This window comes from Citricoccus sp. K5, assembly GCF_902506195.1.
In the GTDB taxonomy this organism is placed as follows: domain Bacteria; phylum Actinomycetota; class Actinomycetes; order Actinomycetales; family Micrococcaceae; genus Citricoccus.
On record NZ_LR732817.1, the window covers coordinates 1,712,287 to 1,731,952 of the forward strand.

A 19,666-nucleotide genomic window follows, 5' to 3' on the forward strand; every position below is an offset into this window, starting at 1 on the left:
TCCGGCCCGTGCAGGCCTCGCGGTACACAGACGACACTACTGGCCTCCGTGGCGGGGTGCCAATGCCCCCGGAGGCTGACTCCCGACGGCGGCCAGCACCTCGACGACCCGGCCCCGGTCCGGCGCGGACACCGGCTCCAGGATCCGCTCCTGGACCCGTTCCACGGCGGGCCAGAGCTCGTCGACGAGCGACCGGCCCACCGAGGTCAGGGAGACCAGGCGGGAGCGACGGTCGTTCGGGTCGGGGCGTCGCTCCGTCCAGCCCCGGGTCTCCAGCCGCCGCAGTACGTCAGAGGCACTGGAGCGGTCGAGCGCGGCCAATCCGGCCACGGCCCCTTGACCCGTGGGACCGGACGTGGCCAGAACCAGCATGACGGCGAACTGCGGGCCGGTGATGATGCCTCCCAGTTCGTCGGCCCACAACACCGTGTGCCGTTGCTGCGCCAGCCGGATCAGGTGACCGGGACGGAGGTCCTCCTCCGTCTGGCGTATCTCGTGGCGGACGGAATCGCCGGACCTCTCCGCCGCGTCGTGATGATCCGAAAGCTCTACCAGCCGGCGCCCGAGCCAGGCGCGATCGGCTGCGGCCAGGGGTGCCATCAGCCGCTCCTGCACTGCGCGGACTGCCGGCGTCATTCCCTCCAAGGCCACCGCGGCGGGCACGGGCAGGGTGATGACATGCCGCCGCGCATCGGCGGGATCACGCTCCCGCCGCAGCCACCCCTGACCCTCCAGGCGGCGGATCACCCCGGCCACCGTGGTCCGGTCAAGCCCCGCGGCCCGGCCCACGGAAAGCTGGTCCAGGGTTCCCTCGGCTGCGGCCACGGTGAACAGCACCGAGTACTGCGGCGATGTCAGCAACCCGCCCACGGCGTCCACCCAGAGCGCATTGTGCACCTGGTGGCATCGGCGCAGCTGATGCCCCACGAGGGCCCTGGAATCCATACGGATCTCCCTTGATATTCAGTACACGGATGAAGATCTGAACCCAGTATACTGTGGTTCACATCACCTGCGTGCGCTATGCTCGGGTCCGAATCGTGCAGTACACGGATGATCTGGCTGATGTTGGAGAAGGAGTCCCATGCAATACCACCTGGACGGCTACCGCTACGGAGATCCCACGATCGAGCCGGCAGCCCCCGGCCGTGACACGGGGCAGGGCCCCCTGCCGGATGAGGTCGATGTCCTGATCGTCGGCACCGGACCGGCCGGCACCGTTCTGGCAGCGCAGCTGGCCGAGTTCCCGGAGATCACCACCCGCGTGGTGGAGCGCCGCCAGGGGCCGCTGCCCGTGGGCCAGGCCGATGGGGTCTCCTGCCGCACCGTGGAGATGTTCGACGCCTTCGGTCTGGCCACCGCACTGTTGGACGAGGCCTACTGGGTCAACGAGACCACGTTCTGGTCCCCGTCCTCCGAGGATCGCGGGGGCATCACCCGCACCGGCCAGATCCAGGACGTCGCGGACGGGCTCAGCGAGTATCCACACGTGATCGTCAATCAGGCCCGCATGCAGGAGATGCTCCTGGCCAAGGCGTCGAAGTCCGCCTCCCGGCTGGAGGTCGACTACGGGTTCAAGGCCCTCGGCGTGGATATCCCGGAGGACCCCGAGGCGCGGGTGACGGTCACCCTGGAGGTGACGGACCAGGACGGCAAGGGCACCGGCACCACCCGCACCGTCCGGGCCCGCTACGTGATCGGATGTGACGGTGCCCGCTCCGTCATCCGCACCTCGATCGGACGGTCCCTGCATGGCGACGCCCAGAACCACGCCTGGGGTGTTCTGGACATCCTCCCGGTCACCGACTTCCCGGACGTTCGCAAGAAGGCCGTCATGCAGTCCGCGTCCGGCTCCCTGCTCCAGATCCCACGCGAGGGCGGGAACCTGGTGCGCTACTACGTGGACCTCGGCGACCTCCCCGAGGGCGACCGCAGCGTCCGCGAGCGCACCACCTTCGAGGACATCCTCGCTGCCGCCCAGAGGGCACTGCACCCGTACACTCTGGACGCCAAGGACGTGGCCTGGTGGAGCGTGTACGAGGTCGGTCAGCGGGTGACGGACGGGTTCGATGACGTGCCGGCAGACGGCGTCGGAGTCCTGGCCCCACGGGTGTTCATCGCCGGGGACGCCTGTCACACGCACTCGGCCAAGGCGGGGCAGGGCATGAACGTGTCCATGCAGGACACCTACAACCTGGGCTGGAAGCTGGCCGCCGTGCTGCAGGGCCGCTCACCGAAGTCGCTGCTGGCCACCTACTCCGGCGAGCGTCAGAAGATCGCTCGGGAACTCATCGACTTCGACAAGCGCTGGTCCAAGATGATCGGCTCCAAGGTCTCCGACCCGAACGACCCGGAGTCCGGAGGCGTCGCCGCGAACGACGTCGAAGCGCACTTCGTGGCCGGCGGGAAGTTCACGGCGGGACTGTCCACGGTGTACGAGCGCTCCCTCCTGACGGGGGGAACGGAGCATCAGGGTCTGGCCCCCGGGTTCGAGGTCGGGACCCGGTTCCACTCGGCTCCGGTCGTCCGTGTGGCGGATGCGAAGCCGGAGCAGCTGGGCCATGTGCACGAGGCGGACGGCCGCTGGCGCCTGTACGCCTTCGGTGACGCCGTTGCCATCGGGTCAGAGACCTCGGCCCTCGGCGCGCTGCTGGAGTTCCTGGACACCTCCGAGCAGTCCCCGGTCCGCCGATTCACCCCGTCCGGGGCACCGGACGACGCCGTGTTCGATGTCCGGGCGATCCTCCAGCAGGAGCACCATTCCGTGGACCTGAACGCCCTGCCACCGTTCCTCCTCCCGGCCAAGGGCAGGTTCGGCCTGCGCGACTACGAGAAGGTCTTCTCTGCCGAGAGGACCAACGGTCACCTGCTCGGCACGGTTCCCGGCCTCCAGGTTACCCAGGACATCTATGACCTGCGTGGCATCGACCGTGAGCGAGGTGCCCTCGTGGTTGTCCGCCCGGACCAGTACGTGGCACAGGTCCTCCCGCTGGGAGCCCACACCGAGCTGGCGGACTTCTTTGCCGCATTCATGATCGATCAGGGCGTCGATCAGGGCTGAGCCCGACGGAGCAGGGCCCGGTGGACAGGCTTCTCAGTCCGCCGGGTCCATCCCGGCCACATAGGCTGCCTGGCCCACGTGCTGCAGTGCGTCGGCATAGACGCTGACCAACCGCACCGCACGGGTGACCGGCGGGTCCCACTGACGGTCGATCACCTCCGCGAGGTCCGCCTCCGTCAGGGTCCCGAGGTAGTCCAGGGACTGCACCGTCACGGCCGCCAGGTACTCGCGCAGCACATCCTTGTCCTGGACGACGACGGCGCGCGCCGTGTCCTCCGACTGGCCGTAGCCATGTTCCTCGGCCGGCACGTCCGGGCCGAACCGATCCACCCAGCCCTGGGCGGTCCACACCTGGTCCTGTCCGCTCAGGTGGGCGATCTGCGCGTCGATCTCACGGCCGGAGTGCCACAGCAGCCAGGCAATGGAGTTGGGGTGGCCGCCCGGGTGGGAGTTCACGTTGGAGGGGCCGATGCGGTCCCAGACCAGGTCCAGCTCATCGAGGGGGCGGCGGGCGAGTTCCTGCAACACGGCGATCGAGTTCATGGCCCCAGTGTGCACCCTCCGCCCGCCTCATCTCCACCATGCCCGTCGGCGCGCACCACCACATCGGGGGACGGCCCAGCTGGTGTACTTTTGTGGCCTCGTGGGTACCGTGTCCCCATGAGTATCGACATACCCTCCGCTGAAGACTTCGCCGAACTCACGCAGCATCGCCATCCCGCGAGCGTGACCGTGTATGTTGCCCCGTCCGGTTCGAGCGAGAGTCGATCGCCGATCGGCAGGAATCCCGAAGCTGCCCAGTTGTCCCTGCGCACGGCCGTGGGTGAGGGCGTCGCCCAGCTGGCTGCCGCCGAGGTCCCCACCGAGGACCTGGACCGGATCACGGACGCCGTTGACCAACTCGTGGACGACCGGGACTTCTGGTCCACCCAGGCACGCTCTCTCGCCGTCTTCGTCTCACCGCTGGGGTTGCGGGCGTTCCGGCTCATGAACAACCTCCGCACCCATTCTGGCGTCGGCGACCGTTTCGACGCCGGGCCGTTGATCCGGGCGACCACCTTCGCCCACAGTGGGTTCGTGCTGGCCGTGACGAAGGGCTCGGTCCGCCTGCTGGTGCTGGAGTCAGACGCCTCCTGCCATGAGGTGGAACTGACCGGGCTGCCCGAGGACCTCGGCCTGGAGTTGCAGACGGCGGACAACGAGGGCCGGATGGACCGTCAGCGGGCGGACGGCGCCCTGCGGCCCAAGATCCAGCGCCGCGACTACTGCTCCACCGTGCAGGAGGCGGTCCTGCGCCAGATCAACGGCTCGAACCACCCACTGGTGCTGGCGGCCAGCCCCGATCTCGAACCGGCCTACCGGGAGATCAACACCTACCGGCGGCTGGTCGAGGAGGGCATCACGGCCAATCCGGCCTCCCTGGGTCTGGACGACCTCGCCCGCCGGGGACGCGACGTCCTGGACCGCAACTATGCTGCCCAGCTCGCCGACTGGAGGGAACAGTTCGGCACCCTCCGCGCCCATGGCCGGGCCAGTGCGAAGCTCCGCGAGATCGCCAAGGCGGCCACAGCCGGCCAGGTGGACGTCCTCCTGTTCGACCTCACGGCGGAACGTGAGGGCACGATCGACGAGTACGGCAACGTCACCCCCGCCGACGAGCCGAGCGCTCACACCTATGGACTGGCGGACGAGGTCGCGGCCCGCGTCCTGCGCACCGGCGGCACGGTCAAGGCGGTCCGCGGGGCTGATCTTCCCGACGGCGCCAGGATCGCCGCGACGTTCCGATCGGCCTCCTGAGGGCACCGGGATCAGACGGTCCCCCAGCGCGTGGCGACGCTCAGGTACTGTCCATCAGGCCGGCGTCGCGGGCCACGAGTGCGGCCTGGGTGCGTGACTGGACCCCGAGCTTGGCCAGTACCCGGGAGACATGGGTCTTCGCCGTGGCCTCGGAGATGCCCAGCTCGCGTGCCAGCTGACTGTTGGAGGCGCCGGCCCCGAGCTGGGTGAGGACATCGCGTTCCCGCACCGTGAGACGTTCCAGCTGCGCAGCGGCCCCGCCTTCCTCCGCCGGGCCGACCCGGGCACTGGCGGTGGCGAGTTCCCGGAGCACGCGCCGGGTCACCTCCGGGGCCACCACCCCCTCCCCGGCGGCCACACGGCGCACGGCGGACACCAGCTCCGCGGCCTCGGCCGTCTTCAGGAGGAATCCGGCCGCGCCAGCCCGGATCGCGGACAGGACCACCTCGTCCTCGTCGAAGGTCGTCAGGACCAGCACGGCAGCGGTGCCCTCGGACACGATCTCCCGGGTGGCGGCCACGCCGTCCACCACCGGCATCCGCACATCCATCAGCACCACATCCGGGCGCAGGGCCCGGGCGTTGACGACTGCCGCCGCGCCATCGGAGGCCTCCCCCACCACCTCGATCCCCTCGGCCCGCTCGAGGATGGCCGTCAGGCCGGAGCGCACGGTGCCGTGGTCATCGGCCAGCACGACCCTGATGCTCATGGCGCAGACCCCGAAGAATCCGAAGACTCCGAAGACTCCAGGTGCCCGGCCGAATCCACGGGCACCTCTGCGCGGATCCGCCATCGGCCGTCGGCCCGCGTGATCTGGACCGTGCCGCCCACGGCCCGTAGCCGCTCACGCATGGAGGACAGGCCGATGCCGGGGCCGGCCGCACCGGAGGCCGATGGCTCGCGAGGACGGGCCGACGTCGGGTTCTCGATGTCCAGGCGGACCACCGTGGGGAGGCCGGACAGGCACAATCGGACGGCGCCGGTCCCATGCTTGGCGGCATTGGCCAGGCCCTCCTGGGCGAACCGCAGCAGCGCTTGGCCCACGGCGGGGCCGACCTCGACCGGCTGCACCTCGGCGGACACCTCCACCCCGGCGGCCTCGGTCCGTTGGAGCAATCCGGGAAGGGCATCCAGCCCGTCCCGCACCTGCAGGTCCAGTGGTTCGCCGGGTTGGTGCAGCAGTCCGATCATGGTGCGCATCTCGTCCAGGGCCGCCAGCGAGGCACTCCGGGTGTGCTGCAGGGCGCGGCGGTCCAGCTCGGTATCCGGTGCACCGGACAGGGCTGCCGCCGAGTGCAGGGCGATCCCGGACAGGTGCGCGGACACGGTGTCATGGAGTTCACGGGCCATGGCGCTACGTTCGCGGCGGACCGCCTCGGCCCGGTCCCGTTCCGCCTCGCGCCGTGCGGTCTCGGACCGTTCGCGTTCCCAGAGGGTGGCGGCACTGGCGCGGGCCGCTCGGTCGTCGCCATTGCGCACTTCGGCTCCCCACCAGAACGGGATGGCGACGCCGGCGGTCAGGGTCAACGCCACGGGCAGCGCATAGTCCTCGCCGTGCGGAAGGGCCGCCACCACCGCCCAGAGCGCGACGACGGCCATCCCGGTCAGCCCGATGGACCAGCGGCGCTGGTGCGGTTCGGCACGCCTGGCCAGGGTGTACGCGGTGTCCGCCCAGGCGAGGAAGACCCCCACGTACAGTCCCAGAGCCGTATCCGCGACGGCGGCCGCGGAGGCCAGGGCGAATCCGGCCGTCACGTGCCGGCGTTGGAGGAGGATGGCGGCGCAGGCCGCCAGCAGGGGCACCACATGCCACACCTCGGACCCAGTCCAAGTCCCGACCAGCGGCGGTGCCATGCCCCAGGTGGAACCGGATGCCAGCAGCGCCAGCCCGACGGCGAGGTACACCAGGGGAGAGAGTGCGGCCAGCCGGGATCGGTTCACGGTCTCCATGCTAGACATCGCCGAGTGGGGGCGAGTCATCCGAAAGGGGTACCTCCCCGGTCAGTCCTTTGGCGGACGACAGCCCGACTCGGCCCGGGAAGGCTGGACGGCATGGACTTCCTGAACGTCATCGACCCGCTCTCCGGCGGACCGCTGTTCGCCATCCTTGCCGTCCTCGCCCTGGTGGACAGCACCAGCTTCGGCACCCTGGCCATCCCCGTGTGGCTCCTGATGGCTCCGGGCAGGGTCCGGGTCGCCCGGATGCTGCTCTATCTGGGGACGATCACCCTGTTCTACTTCGTCGTCGGGCTCGCGGTGCTGCTGGGTGCCGGCTGGATCGTGGAGAACCTGGGACAACTGATGGAATCCCGGCTCGCCATGGCGTTCGGGATGCTCCTCGGGGTGGGGCTGTTCCTCTGGAGTTTCCGCCTGGACTCCCCCGCCACCAAGGAGCGGGCACGGTCCGGCAACGGGCGTCTGGCGGCTTGGCGCCGGCGGGCCACCGGGCAGGAGCCGGGCGGGTTGGGCTCCCTGGTGGGTCTCGCCCTCGGGGCTGGCCTGGTGGAAGTGGCCTCCATGCTGCCGTACCTGGCCGCCATCGGGCTGATCGCGGCCCAGGGACCCGGCTGGCCGGCGTCGACGCTGTGGCTGGCGGGCTACTGCCTGGTGATGGTTCTTCCCGCGTTGGTGCTGCTCGCTGCGCGGTGCGGCGCCGGGCGCCTGGTCGAGCGCCCGCTGGCGCGGCTGGACGCCTGGTTCGCCCGGCATGGGGCGAGCACGGCCGCCTGGGTGGTCGGTGCCGTCGGCGTGGTGCTGGTGCTGAACACCGCACCGGCCGTGCTCTCGGCCGATGCGGTGTCCGATACAGTGCCCGGCGGGCTGCCCGCTGGGCTGTCCACCGGGCTGTTCACTGCCATGGTGGCGCGGACCTGACGGGCCCGGGTGGTCAACCCTGGCGGGATGTGCCGGATCGCCAAACGTGGGAGGGTGTCAGTCGACGCCCTTCATGGCCTTGTGGATCGGCTTGGAGACCAACAGCATGACGACGCCGATACCGATGGTCACGGCCCCGAGGACACCGAAGTAGGTGCCCTCGTTCTCGGCACTGTAGAACCCGGCCAGCGAGCCGGCCAGCGCGGTGCCCAGCGCGACGGACAGGTTGTACAGGGCCACCATCATCACCGGGAAGCTCAGCGGGGCGAGCTTGGTGGACAGGGACAGCCCCACCGGGGAGACCAGCAGCTCGCCCATGGTCGCGGCGAAGAGGATCAGCGCGATCCACAGCACCGGGACGGCAGCGGTGCTCACCATCGGCAGGAACAACAGGAACGCCGAGCCCATCAGGGCGATGCCCAGGGCGAACTTCACCGGGGTGTTCGGCTGCCGCTTGCCCAGCCGGGTCCAGAGCCACGCGAACACCGGGGCGAAGAGGATGATGAAGACCGGGTTGATGGACTGCACCCACGGGATGGGCATCTCCCAGCCGAGGATATCGCGGTCGAGCCGGGTGTCGGAGTACAGGGTGATCACGGTGAACTGCTGCTGGAACAGGGCGAAGAAAGCGGCCGAGCCGATGAACAGCGGAATGAACGCGATGACGCGGGACCGCTCCACCCCAGTCACCTTCGATGAGGCCAGAAGGTAGGCGAAGATGGCGACCGCGGCCGCGGCCGCGAGGATCACCACGACGTCGGCCAGGTTGCCGGCGTGGACCACACCGGTCCCGAGCAGGACGCCCACAACCACCAGGGCGGCCGCGGCGATGGCGATCCACTTGGGGTACTGGCTGCGCGGCAGCGGATCCGGAACGGCGTGCACGTCCTCGGGGAGGTCCTTCCGGCGGACCGAGTATTGCAGGAGGCCGATGCCCATCCCCACCGCGGCGAGCCCGAAGCCGAGGTGGAAGCCCCAGCTCTGCTGGACCCAGCCGGTCAACAGCGGGCCGAAGAGCCCGCCGATGTTGACACCCATGTAGAAGATGGAGAAGCCGGCGTCCCGGCGCGGATCCTCGCGGGTGTAGAGATGTCCCACGAGGTTGGCGACGTTGGCCTTCAGCCCGCCCGAGCCCACCGCCACCAGGAGCAGTCCGAGCACCAGCCCAGGGATGCCCGGGACGAGGGCGAGCGCGATGTGGCCGGCCATGATGAGCAGCGCGCTGTAGAACATGGCCCGCTCGGAACCGATCAACCGGTCCGCCACCCAGCCGCCGAGGATGCAGAAGACATAGACCATGCCGCCGTAGGCGCCCACGATGCCCGTGGCAACGCCCTCGTCGATCCCGAGACCGCCCTCGGTGGTCTGGAAGTACATGTAGATCAGCAGGATGCCCTGCATGCCGTAGAAGGAGAACCTCTCCCACATCTCGACGCTGAACAGGTTGGCCAGGGCACCCGGCTGGCCCAGGAAGGTCCGTCCCGAGGGGTTGCGGTCCACCGCATCCTGCTCGGCGGTCCTGGTCTCGGTGACGTGCGTCAGGCCGGGGTCGCCGGCTCCGCCCAGGTCATGGGGCTCGTTTGAGGAGGGTTTTTTCACCCGTATACCGTGCTCCTGTTTGCCCGTCATTGCAAATCCCGGTACGTCCGGCCCGCTCCGGGCGTACGGTGGGGTCATCCTGAAGGCGTGCCGGGCGGGGCTTCTCAACCGGGCCGCCCGTCATGCTGTCGATGCGAAAGGACCGTGATGACACAGAAATTCTCCGTGGGCGACCACGTGAGCTGGAACTCCGAGGCCGGGCACGTCTCCGGGACGATCACCCAGGTGCACACCTCGGACTTCCAGTACAAGGGCCACACCCGCCGGGCCTCGCGGGACGATCCCCAGTACGAGATCCGCAGCGACAAGACCGACCATGTGGCCGCCCACAAGGGCGGGGCGCTGACAAAGCTGACAGATCCGGCGAAGAAGAGCGGTTGAGCCGTTGGGCACGGCAGCAAGTCCCTTCTTCACCGTCGGTCACTCCAACCGTCCCCTGGAGGAGTTCCTGGGCATCCTGCACGCGGCCGGAGTCGACCTCGTGGTGGACGTGCGCAAGCTGACCGGGTCCCGGCGGAATCCGCAGTTCAACGATGATGCGCTGGCTGGCTCACTGCCCGCAGCGGGCATCGGCTACCGGAAGCTGGAGGCCCTCGCCGGGCGACGGACAGTGTCCCACGAGACCCCCTTCGAGGTGAATGCCTTCTGGCAGAACCGCAGCTTCCACAACTACGCCGACCACGCGCTCACCGACGGCTTCCGGAACGGCCTGGACACGCTCCGCGAGTGGGGTACTGCGCACGCGGTCACCGTGATGTGCTCCGAGGCCGTGTGGTGGCGGTGCCACCGCCGGTTGATCGCGGACCACCTGCTTGCCCGCGGGGAACAGGTCCTGCACCTGATGGGACCGGAGAAGGTGACGCCGGCCGAGATGACGGCTGGCGCCGTCGTCGGTCCCTGGGAGGGGAACGTCACCTATCCGGCCCGGTGATCGGCATCCTCTCCGGATGCCGCCAGCGCGTATTCGACCGAGACACGCCGGTAGACCGGCGTGAGGAACGCCAGGGCGGCGGCCACCACCATGATGAGCCCGGCCAGGAGGAAGACCAGCGCGATACCGCGGGCTGTGCCCTCCCCGAGCAGTGGTGCCAGGACGGCGGCACCGGCCTCGCTGCGGGCATAGGGGATGATCCACACCTCGGCGAGCGGCGCGACCACCAGTGCCGTGACCGGGGCGGCGGACGCCTCGAAGGCCAAGGCGAAGCCGAATACCCGACCCTGCCGCTCGAGCGGGACCACGCGTTGGATGACGGTCTGCTCGGCGGCCTCCACCGCCGGGATCAGGCGCATGTACAGCCAAATGCCCACGACGTACAACCACCCCCATTCGCGCAGGGTGAAGGTGGCCCCGATCAGGCCCATCACCATGACCACCAGCAGCATGGTGCGCAGCGGGTTGCGACCCAGGCCGAACTTTCCGATCACGGCACCACCGATGATGAATCCGGTGGAGGCCAGTGCGAAGACCAGACCCCACGCCTCCACGCTGAACAGTTCGAGGCCGTAGGGGTCCATCAGGGCCATGTAGACGCCGCCGACGAAGTTGTTGAAGGTGCTGAACAGGATCAGGGCGAAGAGGCCGGAGACGGCCATCACCCCTCGCCAGGACCCGGCCAGGTCGAACCCGCCATGGGCATCGGAGAGTACGGGAACCGTCTCCTCCGGAAGGCGAACCGTCAGCAGGTGCAGGTAGGCCGCAGCCGTCAGCACCAGCGCGATGACCACGGTCGGTCCCATGCCGAGCAGCCCGATGGACAGCCCGGAGAGCACGGAGGTGACCATGAAGGCGATGCCCTGCACCATGCCGACCAGGCCGTTGGCATTCGCCCGGCGCTCGTCGTCGATCAGGATGGTGACCGTGGTGGACAGGGCGACGTTGCGCAGGTTCTCCACCACGGCCCCGATGAGCACCAGCAGGGCGAAGACCCAGAACCAGGGCCCGTCCAGCCGGGCGATCTCGGCCGCCGGAGCCAGCAGGAACACCGCTCCCGCAGCCAGGAACATCGCCAGGGTGAACAGGGCCGCCAGGCGCATCAGGTCGAGTTTGCGGTAGCGGTCCACCAGCGTGCCGAAGCTGATGGAGGATCCGGCGAGCAGGAGCATGTACACCCCGCCGGTCACGCCGGTGGCGATGACATTGCGGGTCTCGAGGTAGATCCAGAACGTCAGTCCGAACCACAGGTAGCTGGTGGTCAGGTTGGCCACGGCCGTGTTCGCGAGGATCTGGGCAAAGGTGCGCCAGCGTTCTCCGGCGGGGCGGGTGAGCTGATCCACGCGTAGAGCGTAGGCCCGACCGGGATCCCAGCGGTAGGCGCGGGTGACGGCGGCCGTGGCGGTTCGCGGGCACCGGCACTGGGACCGGCCCCGCGACCGGATCAGACCCGGGTGGCGCGGACGACCACGTCCTGCAGGCTGACGGAGCGTCCCCCTGCCTCCACGGTGCGGGTGTTCTCGTAACCACGCTCCACGGTCCAGCCCGGCGCCGGGAACAGCCCGGTGATCCCGGCCAGGGTGGCCGTGGACCCTTCAGGATGCCCGGATCCGGCCTGTCCGTCATGGCCGTCCTGCTCACGTGGCTCGCCGTGGTCACCGTGGCCGCTGTCCACCCCGTGCTCGCCATGCGCGTGGTGTCCGGCGTGCGGCGCGTGCAGGTGCCCCACGATCAGCAGAGTGCCGCCGGGTGCCACCCAGGAGGCGATGCGCTTGTAGAAGTCCAGCTGCCCGGATTCGGGATGTGCGTAGTGGGTCACCACCAGGTCCCACGTCCGGCCAGGTTCCCACTGGGTCAGGTCCGCCTCCGTCCAGGACACGCGACCAGCCATGCCCTCGGCGTCGGCCCGGACAGCCGCGGCGGTCAAGGCCGTCGCGGAGATGTCGGCACCGGTCACCTGCCAGCCTCGGTGGGCGAGCCAGAACGCCTCGGTCCCGGTCCCGCAGCCCGCGTCCAACGCGGTGGCCGGCCGCAGGTGGCCGATCTCAGCCTCAAGATAGGGGCTCACCGGTGCCAGCCGGCGGGCGTCCTCCCCCGTCTCGGCATCGGGCGTCCAATGCCGCTCCCAGTACTCCTGGTCGAAACGGTGCTGTCCTCGCGGATCGTCTTCTGTGTGCATGTCGTTACCCCTCGGGATGTGGCGTGTTCGTGCCGTCGTCGTTGCCGTGTTCCCTCCAGAATCCCCGCCACCATCCCGAAATGCAAACTCTTGTGCCGAATGGCAAACTGAGGGGATGAACGAAACACCCGAACAGACTCTGGACGCCGTGGGGCCACGCCTGAAGCAGCTGCGGCTACGCCGCGACGTCACGCTCACCCAATTGGCGGCCGAGACCCGGATCTCGGCCAGCACCCTCTCCCGGCTGGAGGCCGGACTGCGTCGACCGACCCTGGAACAGCTGCTGCCCCTGGCCCGCTACTACGGCGTCACCATCGACTCCCTCGTGGACGCGCCGCGCACCGCGGACCCCCGGCTGGACCTGCGACCGATGTCCGGCCTCGACGGGTCGGTGATCATCCCACTGAGCCGCAGGCCTGGAGGCGTCCAGGCCTACAAGTTCGTCCGTCCCACCGGCAGCGATGATCTCGTCCCCGACCCACGGACCCACGAGGGGCATGACTGGGTGTACGTCCTCAATGGAACCCTGCGCCTGGTGCTCGGGGACCAGGACCTCCGCCTCAAGGCCGGGGAGGCTGCCGAATTCGACACCCGCACCCCACACTGGTTCGGTGCCACCAGTGCCGGACCCGTCGAGTACCTCTGCCTCGTCGGCCGCCAGGGAGAGCGTGCCCACCTCAGGGCGGTCGCCTCGACTGCCGACTGACGACGCCGCCCCGGCCCGGAAGACCACCTCTGAGATATCCCGGTCATCGTGAGAATTCCCCGTCATCATGACCGTGATTTTTCACGATCGTCGGGAATGTTCCATTGGGGCGGGGTCAAGGTCAGCCCCAACGCAAAGACCCCCGGAAACCGTGAGGTTTCCGGGGGTCCAACTGCGGAGGATGGGTGTCTGAGTTCACCACATCGTTGACGGCTCTGGCCTTGATCTTTATCCGTGATCGTTTCCCGATGAAGCGCGACATCGTTGACCGGTCAGACCTGGTGATCGTTGACAGATGACTCGGGACATCGACGACACCGCACCGACAGTGGGACCGGCCACGATGTTCCATGGGATCGAAAAACCGCAACCTCGTCATCGTCCAGGCCATCACCCGCCAGGGCCTCACCCCGGCCCAGGCCGCCCAGCGCTTCGACCTGAGTCGGCAGCCCGGAACACACACCCCGAACCGGAAATGCGCACCCGCACCGACCGGGTGGACCGCTACGGCAAGGTCTCCATCCGCTACGCCGGCAAACTACGCCACCTCGGACTGGGCCGGGCACACATCGGAGAGAACGTCCTGCTCCCGATCCAGGACAACCACGTCACCACCACCAACGCAGCCACCGGCGACATCATCGCCGAACACGCCATCGACCCCAGCAAGAACTACCAGAAGCCCCTCAGCCGAACCCCCGACACACCACCACACCCCACCACAACAACCCGAAAAACGAACCCACAAAAAAAGTCCTGAGCCGCGACACCGTTAGTAAACGATGTCGCGACTCAGAACAATGGTCGGGCTAGCGGGATTTGAACCCACGACCTCTTCACCCCCAGTGAAGCGCGCTACCAAGCTGCGCCATAGCCCGCGGAACCGATCCTCACCGGATCAATCCACCAGTCAACTGTACACCAACGTTGAGGTGCCCATGGACCAGTCGGGCGGTGACAGCAGCGGCGAGACCGTCGGCAGCGTCCGCAGCACGCCTCAGCCGACCCGCACCACCATCTTGCCGGTGTTGCCCCCGCGCATCATGTCCAGGAACGCGTCCACGGTGTGCTCGAGGCCCTCCACGACGGTCTCCTCAGAGGTGACGTCTCCGGCCGACAGCCACCCGCTCATACGTTCCCGGAACTCCTCGGTGACCTCCGGATGCTCGGCTGCCACCTCGGCCACGATGAATCCCTGCATCCGCAGGCGGCGGGTGACCATGTTGCCCATGTTGTCCGGTCCGGCCGGGCGTTCGGTGGCGTTGTAACCGGAGATCGCCCCGCACAGGGCCAGCCGGCCGAAGTCGTTCATGACCTCCAGAGCGGCCTCCAGGTGGTCGCCGCCCACGTTGTCGTAGAACACGTCCACGCCCTCGTGCCCCAACGCGTCCACCAGCTGCTCGCGGATCGGCGCGTCACGGTAGTTCAGCGCCACGTCAAAGCCGTACTTGTCCTTCAGCAACGCGACCTTCTCAGCGGACCCGGCGGACCCGATCAGGCGGGCGGCGCCCAGTTGCCGGGCGATCTGGCCGACGGCGGTGCCCACCGCTCCCGCGGCCCCGGAGACGAACACGCTGTCCCCCGGGCGCAACTCGGCGACCCTCGTCAGCCCCACGTAGGCGGTCAGTCCCGGCATGCCGAGCAGACCGAGGTACAGAGACAGGGGCAGCCCCTCGAGCTCCGGCACGGCCTGGAAGGTGGAGGCATCGTCCTGGACCGCGTCGGTCCATCCGTGCTGGTGCAACACCGCGGTGCCCTCGGGCAGGTCGTCCGCCGCGGACTGCACCACCCGGCCGACGGCACCACCGGTGATGGTCTCCCCCAGGCCGTAGGGCTTCACGTAGCTGCGGCCGGCACGCATCCGGCCACGCATGTAGGGGTCAACCGAGATGAACTCGTTGGACACCCGCACCTGGCCGGGTTCCAGCTCGCCGTGGGCCACCTGGTCGATCGAGAAGTCCTCGGGCGTCGGCATCCCCTCGGGGCGGGAGGTCAGGCGGATCTCGGAACTGCTGAACGGGGACATGCACACTCCTTCAGGTCGGTCGTCTCCTGCGACCGACCCTACGCCCCGTCTCTCAGCGCGGTCATCTCTTGCGTGAGCGCTTCTCGCGCACCCGCATGCCCAGCTCGATCGGACTTCCCTCGAAGCCGAAGGTCTCACGCAGGCGCCGGATGATGAAGCGGCGGTAGCCGGGCTCCAGGAATCCGGTGGTGAACAGCACGATCCGCGGCGGCTGGGTGGAGGGCTGCGTCGCGAACAGGATGCGGGGCTGCTTGCCGCCACGCACGGGGTGCGGGTGGGCTGCCACGAGCTCTCCGAGGAAGGCGTTGAGCTTGCCCGTCGGGATACGGGTGTCCCACGAGTCCAACGCCGTGTCCAGGGCGGGCACGAGGCGGTCCTTGTGCCAGCCGGTCTTGGCCGAGAGGTTGACGCGCGGAGCCCAGGCCACGTGGGCCAGGTCCCGGTCGATCTCCCGTTCCAGGTAGGTGCGGCGGTCCTCATCCATGAGGTCCCACTTGTTGAACGCCAGGACCACGGCCCGGCCGGAGTCCAGCACGAGCTGCAGGATGCGCACGTCCTGCTCGGAGAGCACCTCCGAGGCCTCCAGCAGCACCACGGCCACCTCGGCCTTGTCGAGCGCCGACTGGGTCCGCAGCGAGGCGTAGTAGTCGGAGCCGTGGGCCATGTGCTGCCGGCGGCGGATGCCGGCGGTGTCCACGAAGCGCCACATGCGGCCGCCCAGCTCGACGAGCTCGTCCACCGGGTCGCGCGTGGTCCCGGCCGTCTCGTCCACCACCACGCGGTCGGAGCCGGCAAGCTGGTTCAACAGCGAGGACTTGCCCACGTTTGGACGGCCCAGCAGCGCCACTCGACGGGGGCCACCGCGCGGGATGAGCCCACCGTAGGCGGTCACCTCGGGCAGAGCGTCCATGGCCGCGTCCAGCAGGTCGCCGGTCCCCCGGCCGTGCACGGCGGAGACAGGGAACGGCTGGCCCAGGCCCAGGCCCCACAGCGAGGCCGCGTCGGCCTCCTGGGCGATGTCGTCCACCTTGTTGGCCACGAGCAGCACGGGGCGGCCCTTGCGGCGCAACAGCTTGACGACGGCCTCGTCCGTGGAGGTGGCGCCCACCGTGGAGTCCACCACGAACAGGACGGCGTCGGCCACGTCCACAGCGCGTTCGGCCTGCTCGGCCACGCGCTGGTGGATGCCCTTGGCGTCGTGTTCCCAACCGCCGGTGTCCACCACCGTGAAGGTCTTGCCGCCCCATTCGGACTCGTAGCTGACGCGGTCGCGGGTCACACCCGGAACGTCCTCCACCACGGCCTCCCGGCGGCCGATGATGCGGTTGACGAGGGTGGACTTGCCCACGTTGGGGCGCCCGACGACGGCGAGCACCGGGGGTGCCGGTGCCTCCTGGGGCTCGGGGTCACCGTCCTCCCAGCCGCGCAGCAGTGCCGCGTCCTCCTCGTCGAGGTCGTAGTCCTCGAGCCCGGCCCGAAGGGCCTCGGCCCGTTGCTGGGCCTCCTCGTCGGAGAGGGCAGCCAGCTTCTCCTCGATCTGGTCACTGCCGATCGGCTGGTACTCGGTGCCATCGTCCGGCGTTGATGCTCCGGCGTCGCGTGACGCACTGCTCTCGGTGCTCATGCGCGGTCCCCTTCCGGGTTGGTCGTCTGCTTGGTCGTCCGGTTGGACTGTTGGCGGGTGATCTCGGCCAGCATGGCCTCGATGGTCGCCTCGAAATCGAGCTCGGTGGAGTCCACCAGGCCCACCCCGTCGGACGGGCTCATGAAGTCCACCACGGTGGAGTCCTTGGCGTCCCGGCCGGACACCTGCTCGGCCAGGTCCTTCGCCTCCACGGTGCCTCCCAGCTGGGCGGCGCGGCGGGCAGCGCGTGCCTCGGCGGACGCGGTGAGCAGGATCCGCGCGTCGGCGTCGGGAGCCACCACGGTGGTGATGTCCCGCCCCTCGGCCACGATCTTGCGGTGCGCGTCGATCTCTGCTCGCTGGCGGGCCACGAGCAGCTCGCGCACGGCACGGTTGGTGGCCACCACGGACACGACGGCGGAGATGCCGGGTTCGCGGATGGCCTCGGTGATGTCCTCGGTGCCCACCACCACGCGTTCGTGGTCCGGATCCACGGACAGGACCAAGTCCATGTCCTGGACCGCGGCGACGACCGCGTCAGGGTCGTCGAGGACGCCCTGATGGCGGCAGTGCCACGCGACGGCCCGGTACATGGCGCCGGTGTCCAGGTAGGCGGCTCCGAGCCGGCGGGCGATGGCCCGGGAGACCGAGGACTTGCCGGAGCCGGAGGGCCCGTCCACGGCCACGACGAGGCGCTGACTCGGGAGCTGGGGCCCGGTCGGGGTTGTCGTCTCGGTCATTCAGACCACCTTCCATCCCTGCGCTGTCAGCGCGTCCGTCAGATCCTGTTTGCGGCCCGGCAGCACGGAGATCTCCAGCATCCCGACCTCGTGGCCGGCCGAGTGGTCCATGCGCAGGTCCTCCACGTTGACGCCAGCCTCCCCCACATCCTGCAGGACGGCGGAGATCTGCCCCGGGGTGTCGTCCACGATGACGGTGACCACGGCGAAGGCCTGCGGCGGGGCCCCGTGCTTGCCGGGGATCCGGGCGTGGCCGGCGTTGCCCTCGGCGATCAGCTGGGCGATGTCCAGCCGGGCACCGGGAGCCGTGGGCTCCTCCATGGTGGAGATCAGCCGGTCCAGGTCCTCGCGCACCCCGTAGAGGATCTCCAGGATGTCCGGCGCGTTGGCCGCCAGGATCTGCACCCACAGCTGCGGATCCGACGCCGCGATGCGGGTGGTGTCCCGCAGCCCGTTGCCGGACAGGGCCAGGGACTGGGCCGGGGTCTCCTGCAGCCGGGATGACACCAGGGAGGCGGCGATCTGCGGCAGGTGCGAGATCAGGGCCACCGAGGCATCGTGGTCCTCGGCGGACATCCGGTGCACGGTGGCCCCGAGCACCCGGGCGATCTCCTCCGCGACGGACACGGCCTCCGGCGAGGTATCCCCCGTCGCGCAGACCACCCAGGGGGCGGCGGTGAACAAGGCACCGCGGGCGGCCACCGGACCGGAGCGTTCGCGCCCGGCCATGGGGTGGGTGCCCACGTACCGTGCGGCCTGTGCCGGCGTCAGATGCCCGCCCACGACGGCGGCGTCCACCTCGCGCCGGATCGCCCCCTTGACGGAGGCGATGTCCAGCACGACGGCGCCGGGGAACCGAACGAGGGAATCGATGACGACCTGCCCGGCGACATCCGGCGGCGCGGCCACCACGACGACGCCCGGAGACGGGGCTGCCGTGAGGTCCTCCGGGAAGGCCTGTCCGGCACCGATGTCCACGGCGACCGCCTGGGCCGAAGGGGAGGGATCGGAGAGGTACGTGTCCGCACCGGCGGACCGCAGGCCGAGGCCGATGGAGGTGCCCAGCAGCCCGGTTCCGCGGATCAGCACCGGTTCGGGGATACCCCGTGGAGCCATCACAGGTTCACAGCGGCCATGAGGTGGCCCTGTTCCTGGCGGCCCATCTGGCGGATGGTGCCCTGCTTCTGGTCGCCGAGGCCGATCGGCCCGAACTTCACCCGGACGAGGCGCTCGACCGGGTATCCGACCTCCTTGAACATGCGGCGCACGATCCGGTTCTTGCCGGAGTGCATGACGACCTCCACCAGCACGTGGCCCGGAGTGGAGTCCACCAGCTTGAACGAGTCCACCTGGGCGAAGCCGTCCTCGAGCTGCATGCCCTCCTTGAGCTGCGCGCCGACGCCCTTGGCCATCGGGCCGTGGACCTGGACGAGGTAGGTCTTGGGGATCTCGAAACTCGGATGGGTCAGCCGGTTGGCCAGTTCGCCGTCGTTGGTCAACAACAACAGCCCCTCGGTCTCGGTGTCCAGACGGCCCACATGGAAGAGGCGCGTCGAGTCGTACTTGCCCTTCTTGAGGTAGTCGGAGATGCACGGCCGGCCATCGGGATCGTCCATGGTGGAGACGACGCCGCGGGGCTTGTTGAATGCGAAGTACCGCAGGGTGGTGTCCAGCTGCAGGCGGAGGCCGTCCACATGGATGACCGCCGTGTCCGGATCCACGCGGATACCGGTCTCGGTGACGACCTTGCCGTCCACCTCCACGCGCCCCTCGGCGATGAGGTCCTCACAGACACGGCGGGAGGCCACCCCGGCGGAGGCCATGACCTTTTGCAGGCGCACCCCCTCGGGGGTGTGGACCGACGAGAAGTTCTGGTCCCGCTGGGCGCGGTTGGGGCGGACTGGCTTCCGGGCCGCTCCGAGGTTGCGGTCGTATCCCTTCTGGGAGTCCTCGCGGAACGGCCCGCCCCTCTGCCCGGGTCCCGGGGTGCCCCAGGACTTGCGCTGCCCCGGGGAGGACTGGCCCTTGCCGGGCTTGCCCTGCTGCGGCTTGCTCGGCTGCGGTGTGCCGCGGTGGCTGTTGTTCTTCTTTCCGGAGCCTCCCGGCTTGCGGTCATTCATCAGTGCACT

19 protein-coding genes and 1 tRNA gene are annotated in these 19,666 nt (G+C 69.3%); 7 read left to right on the forward strand and 13 right to left on the reverse strand.

The annotated features are described in order from the left end of the window. Positions 1 to 36 precede the first annotated feature (36 nt). The gene (locus tag BOSE125_RS07625; protein WP_159551407.1) at positions 37 to 945 is read right to left on the reverse strand and encodes a MarR family winged helix-turn-helix transcriptional regulator; all 909 of its coding nucleotides are present in this window, start codon (positions 943 to 945) and stop codon (positions 37 to 39) included. 139 nt (positions 946 to 1,084) lie between these two features. Between BOSE125_RS07625 and BOSE125_RS07630 the strand changes: the two genes are divergently transcribed. Continuing rightward, positions 1,085 to 3,061 carry an FAD-dependent monooxygenase gene (locus BOSE125_RS07630; protein WP_159551409.1) on the forward strand — a complete coding sequence of 659 codons (1,977 nt, stop codon included), beginning with the start codon at positions 1,085 to 1,087 and terminating at the stop codon, positions 3,059 to 3,061. A 33-nt stretch (positions 3,062 to 3,094) separates the two neighbouring features. On the opposite strand, the gene BOSE125_RS07635 is transcribed toward BOSE125_RS07630, so the two are convergent. Next, positions 3,095 to 3,604 (reverse strand): mycothiol transferase, encoded by a 510-nt coding sequence (locus BOSE125_RS07635; protein ID WP_159551411.1) that lies wholly within the window; start codon positions 3,602 to 3,604, stop codon positions 3,095 to 3,097. A 117-nt stretch (positions 3,605 to 3,721) separates the two neighbouring features. Between BOSE125_RS07635 and BOSE125_RS07640 the strand changes: the two genes are divergently transcribed. Further along, positions 3,722 to 4,858 carry a hypothetical protein gene (locus tag BOSE125_RS07640; protein WP_236557873.1) on the forward strand — a complete coding sequence of 379 codons (1,137 nt, stop codon included), beginning with the start codon at positions 3,722 to 3,724 and terminating at the stop codon, positions 4,856 to 4,858. A gap of 40 nt (positions 4,859 to 4,898) precedes the next feature. On the opposite strand, the gene BOSE125_RS07645 is transcribed toward BOSE125_RS07640, so the two are convergent. Beyond that, positions 4,899 to 5,567, reverse strand: a complete 669-nt coding sequence (locus BOSE125_RS07645; protein ID WP_159551413.1) for a response regulator transcription factor — start codon at positions 5,565 to 5,567, stop codon at positions 4,899 to 4,901. Further along, entirely contained in the window at positions 5,564 to 6,799 is a 1,236-nt protein-coding gene (locus BOSE125_RS07650) for a sensor histidine kinase (RefSeq protein WP_159551415.1), read from the reverse strand. Before BOSE125_RS07650 ends, BOSE125_RS07645 begins: the two co-directional genes overlap by 4 nt. A 111-nt stretch (positions 6,800 to 6,910) precedes the next feature. On the opposite strand from BOSE125_RS07650, the gene BOSE125_RS07655 reads away from it, so the two are divergent. Beyond that, complete coding sequence (locus BOSE125_RS07655) at positions 6,911 to 7,732, forward strand: GAP family protein (protein WP_159551417.1); 822 nt, start codon at positions 6,911 to 6,913, stop codon at positions 7,730 to 7,732. Positions 7,733 to 7,789: 57 nt separating this feature from the next. Here BOSE125_RS07655 and BOSE125_RS07660 read toward each other — a convergent pair whose 3' ends face one another. Continuing rightward, on the reverse strand, positions 7,790 to 9,361 hold the full coding sequence (locus BOSE125_RS07660) for a peptide MFS transporter (protein ID WP_159551419.1): 1,572 nt from the start codon (positions 9,359 to 9,361) through the stop codon (positions 7,790 to 7,792). 117 nt (positions 9,362 to 9,478) lie between these two features. On the opposite strand from BOSE125_RS07660, the gene BOSE125_RS07665 reads away from it, so the two are divergent. Beyond that, entirely contained in the window at positions 9,479 to 9,712 is a 234-nt protein-coding gene (locus tag BOSE125_RS07665) for a DUF2945 domain-containing protein (protein WP_159551421.1), read from the forward strand. Between the two features lie 4 nt (positions 9,713 to 9,716). Continuing rightward, entirely contained in the window at positions 9,717 to 10,262 is a 546-nt protein-coding gene (locus BOSE125_RS07670; RefSeq protein ID WP_159551423.1) for a DUF488 family protein, read from the forward strand. On the opposite strand, the gene BOSE125_RS07675 is transcribed toward BOSE125_RS07670, so the two are convergent. Together BOSE125_RS07675 and BOSE125_RS07680 are read right to left on the reverse strand one after the other, a co-directional pair. Next, positions 10,247 to 11,605: an MFS transporter gene (locus BOSE125_RS07675; protein WP_159551425.1), complete on the reverse strand. Its 1,359-nt coding sequence runs from the start codon at positions 11,603 to 11,605 to the stop codon at positions 10,247 to 10,249. The genes BOSE125_RS07670 and BOSE125_RS07675 overlap by 16 nt on opposite strands. 101 nt (positions 11,606 to 11,706) lie before the next feature. Then, a complete protein-coding gene (locus tag BOSE125_RS07680) occupies positions 11,707 to 12,441 on the reverse strand; it encodes a bifunctional 2-polyprenyl-6-hydroxyphenol methylase/3-demethylubiquinol 3-O-methyltransferase UbiG (RefSeq protein WP_159551427.1) in 735 nt (244 codons plus the stop codon). Positions 12,442 to 12,556: 115 nt separating this feature from the next. Between BOSE125_RS07680 and BOSE125_RS07685 the strand changes: the two genes are divergently transcribed. Beyond that, a complete protein-coding gene (locus BOSE125_RS07685; protein WP_159551429.1) occupies positions 12,557 to 13,147 on the forward strand; it encodes a helix-turn-helix domain-containing protein in 591 nt (196 codons plus the stop codon). Between the two features lie 475 nt (positions 13,148 to 13,622). Beyond that, complete coding sequence (locus tag BOSE125_RS07690; protein ID WP_159551431.1) at positions 13,623 to 13,907, forward strand: hypothetical protein; 285 nt, start codon at positions 13,623 to 13,625, stop codon at positions 13,905 to 13,907. 41 nt (positions 13,908 to 13,948) lie between these two features. On the opposite strand, the gene BOSE125_RS07695 is transcribed toward BOSE125_RS07690, so the two are convergent. The 6 genes from BOSE125_RS07695 to BOSE125_RS07720 all read right to left on the reverse strand — a co-directional run bounded on the left by BOSE125_RS07695 (position 13,949) and on the right by BOSE125_RS07720 (position 19,657). Next, positions 13,949 to 14,025 (reverse strand) — tRNA-Pro (locus tag BOSE125_RS07695). 119 nt (positions 14,026 to 14,144) lie between these two features. Beyond that, a complete protein-coding gene (locus BOSE125_RS07700) occupies positions 14,145 to 15,173 on the reverse strand; it encodes an NADP-dependent oxidoreductase (protein WP_159551433.1) in 1,029 nt (342 codons plus the stop codon). A 61-nt stretch (positions 15,174 to 15,234) separates the two neighbouring features. Next, positions 15,235 to 16,797 (reverse strand): ribosome biogenesis GTPase Der, encoded by a 1,563-nt coding sequence (gene der / locus BOSE125_RS07705; protein ID WP_159551435.1) that lies wholly within the window; start codon positions 16,795 to 16,797, stop codon positions 15,235 to 15,237. Further along, a complete protein-coding gene (gene cmk, locus BOSE125_RS07710; RefSeq protein WP_159551437.1) occupies positions 16,794 to 17,537 on the reverse strand; it encodes a (d)CMP kinase in 744 nt (247 codons plus the stop codon). Before cmk ends, der begins: the two co-directional genes overlap by 4 nt. Next, positions 17,538 to 18,653, reverse strand: a complete 1,116-nt coding sequence (locus BOSE125_RS07715) for a prephenate dehydrogenase (protein ID WP_159551439.1) — start codon at positions 18,651 to 18,653, stop codon at positions 17,538 to 17,540. Next, a complete protein-coding gene (locus BOSE125_RS07720) occupies positions 18,653 to 19,657 on the reverse strand; it encodes a pseudouridine synthase (RefSeq protein ID WP_159551441.1) in 1,005 nt (334 codons plus the stop codon). The genes BOSE125_RS07715 and BOSE125_RS07720 overlap by 1 nt, the downstream gene beginning before the upstream one ends. Positions 19,658 to 19,666: the final 9 nt, after the last annotated feature.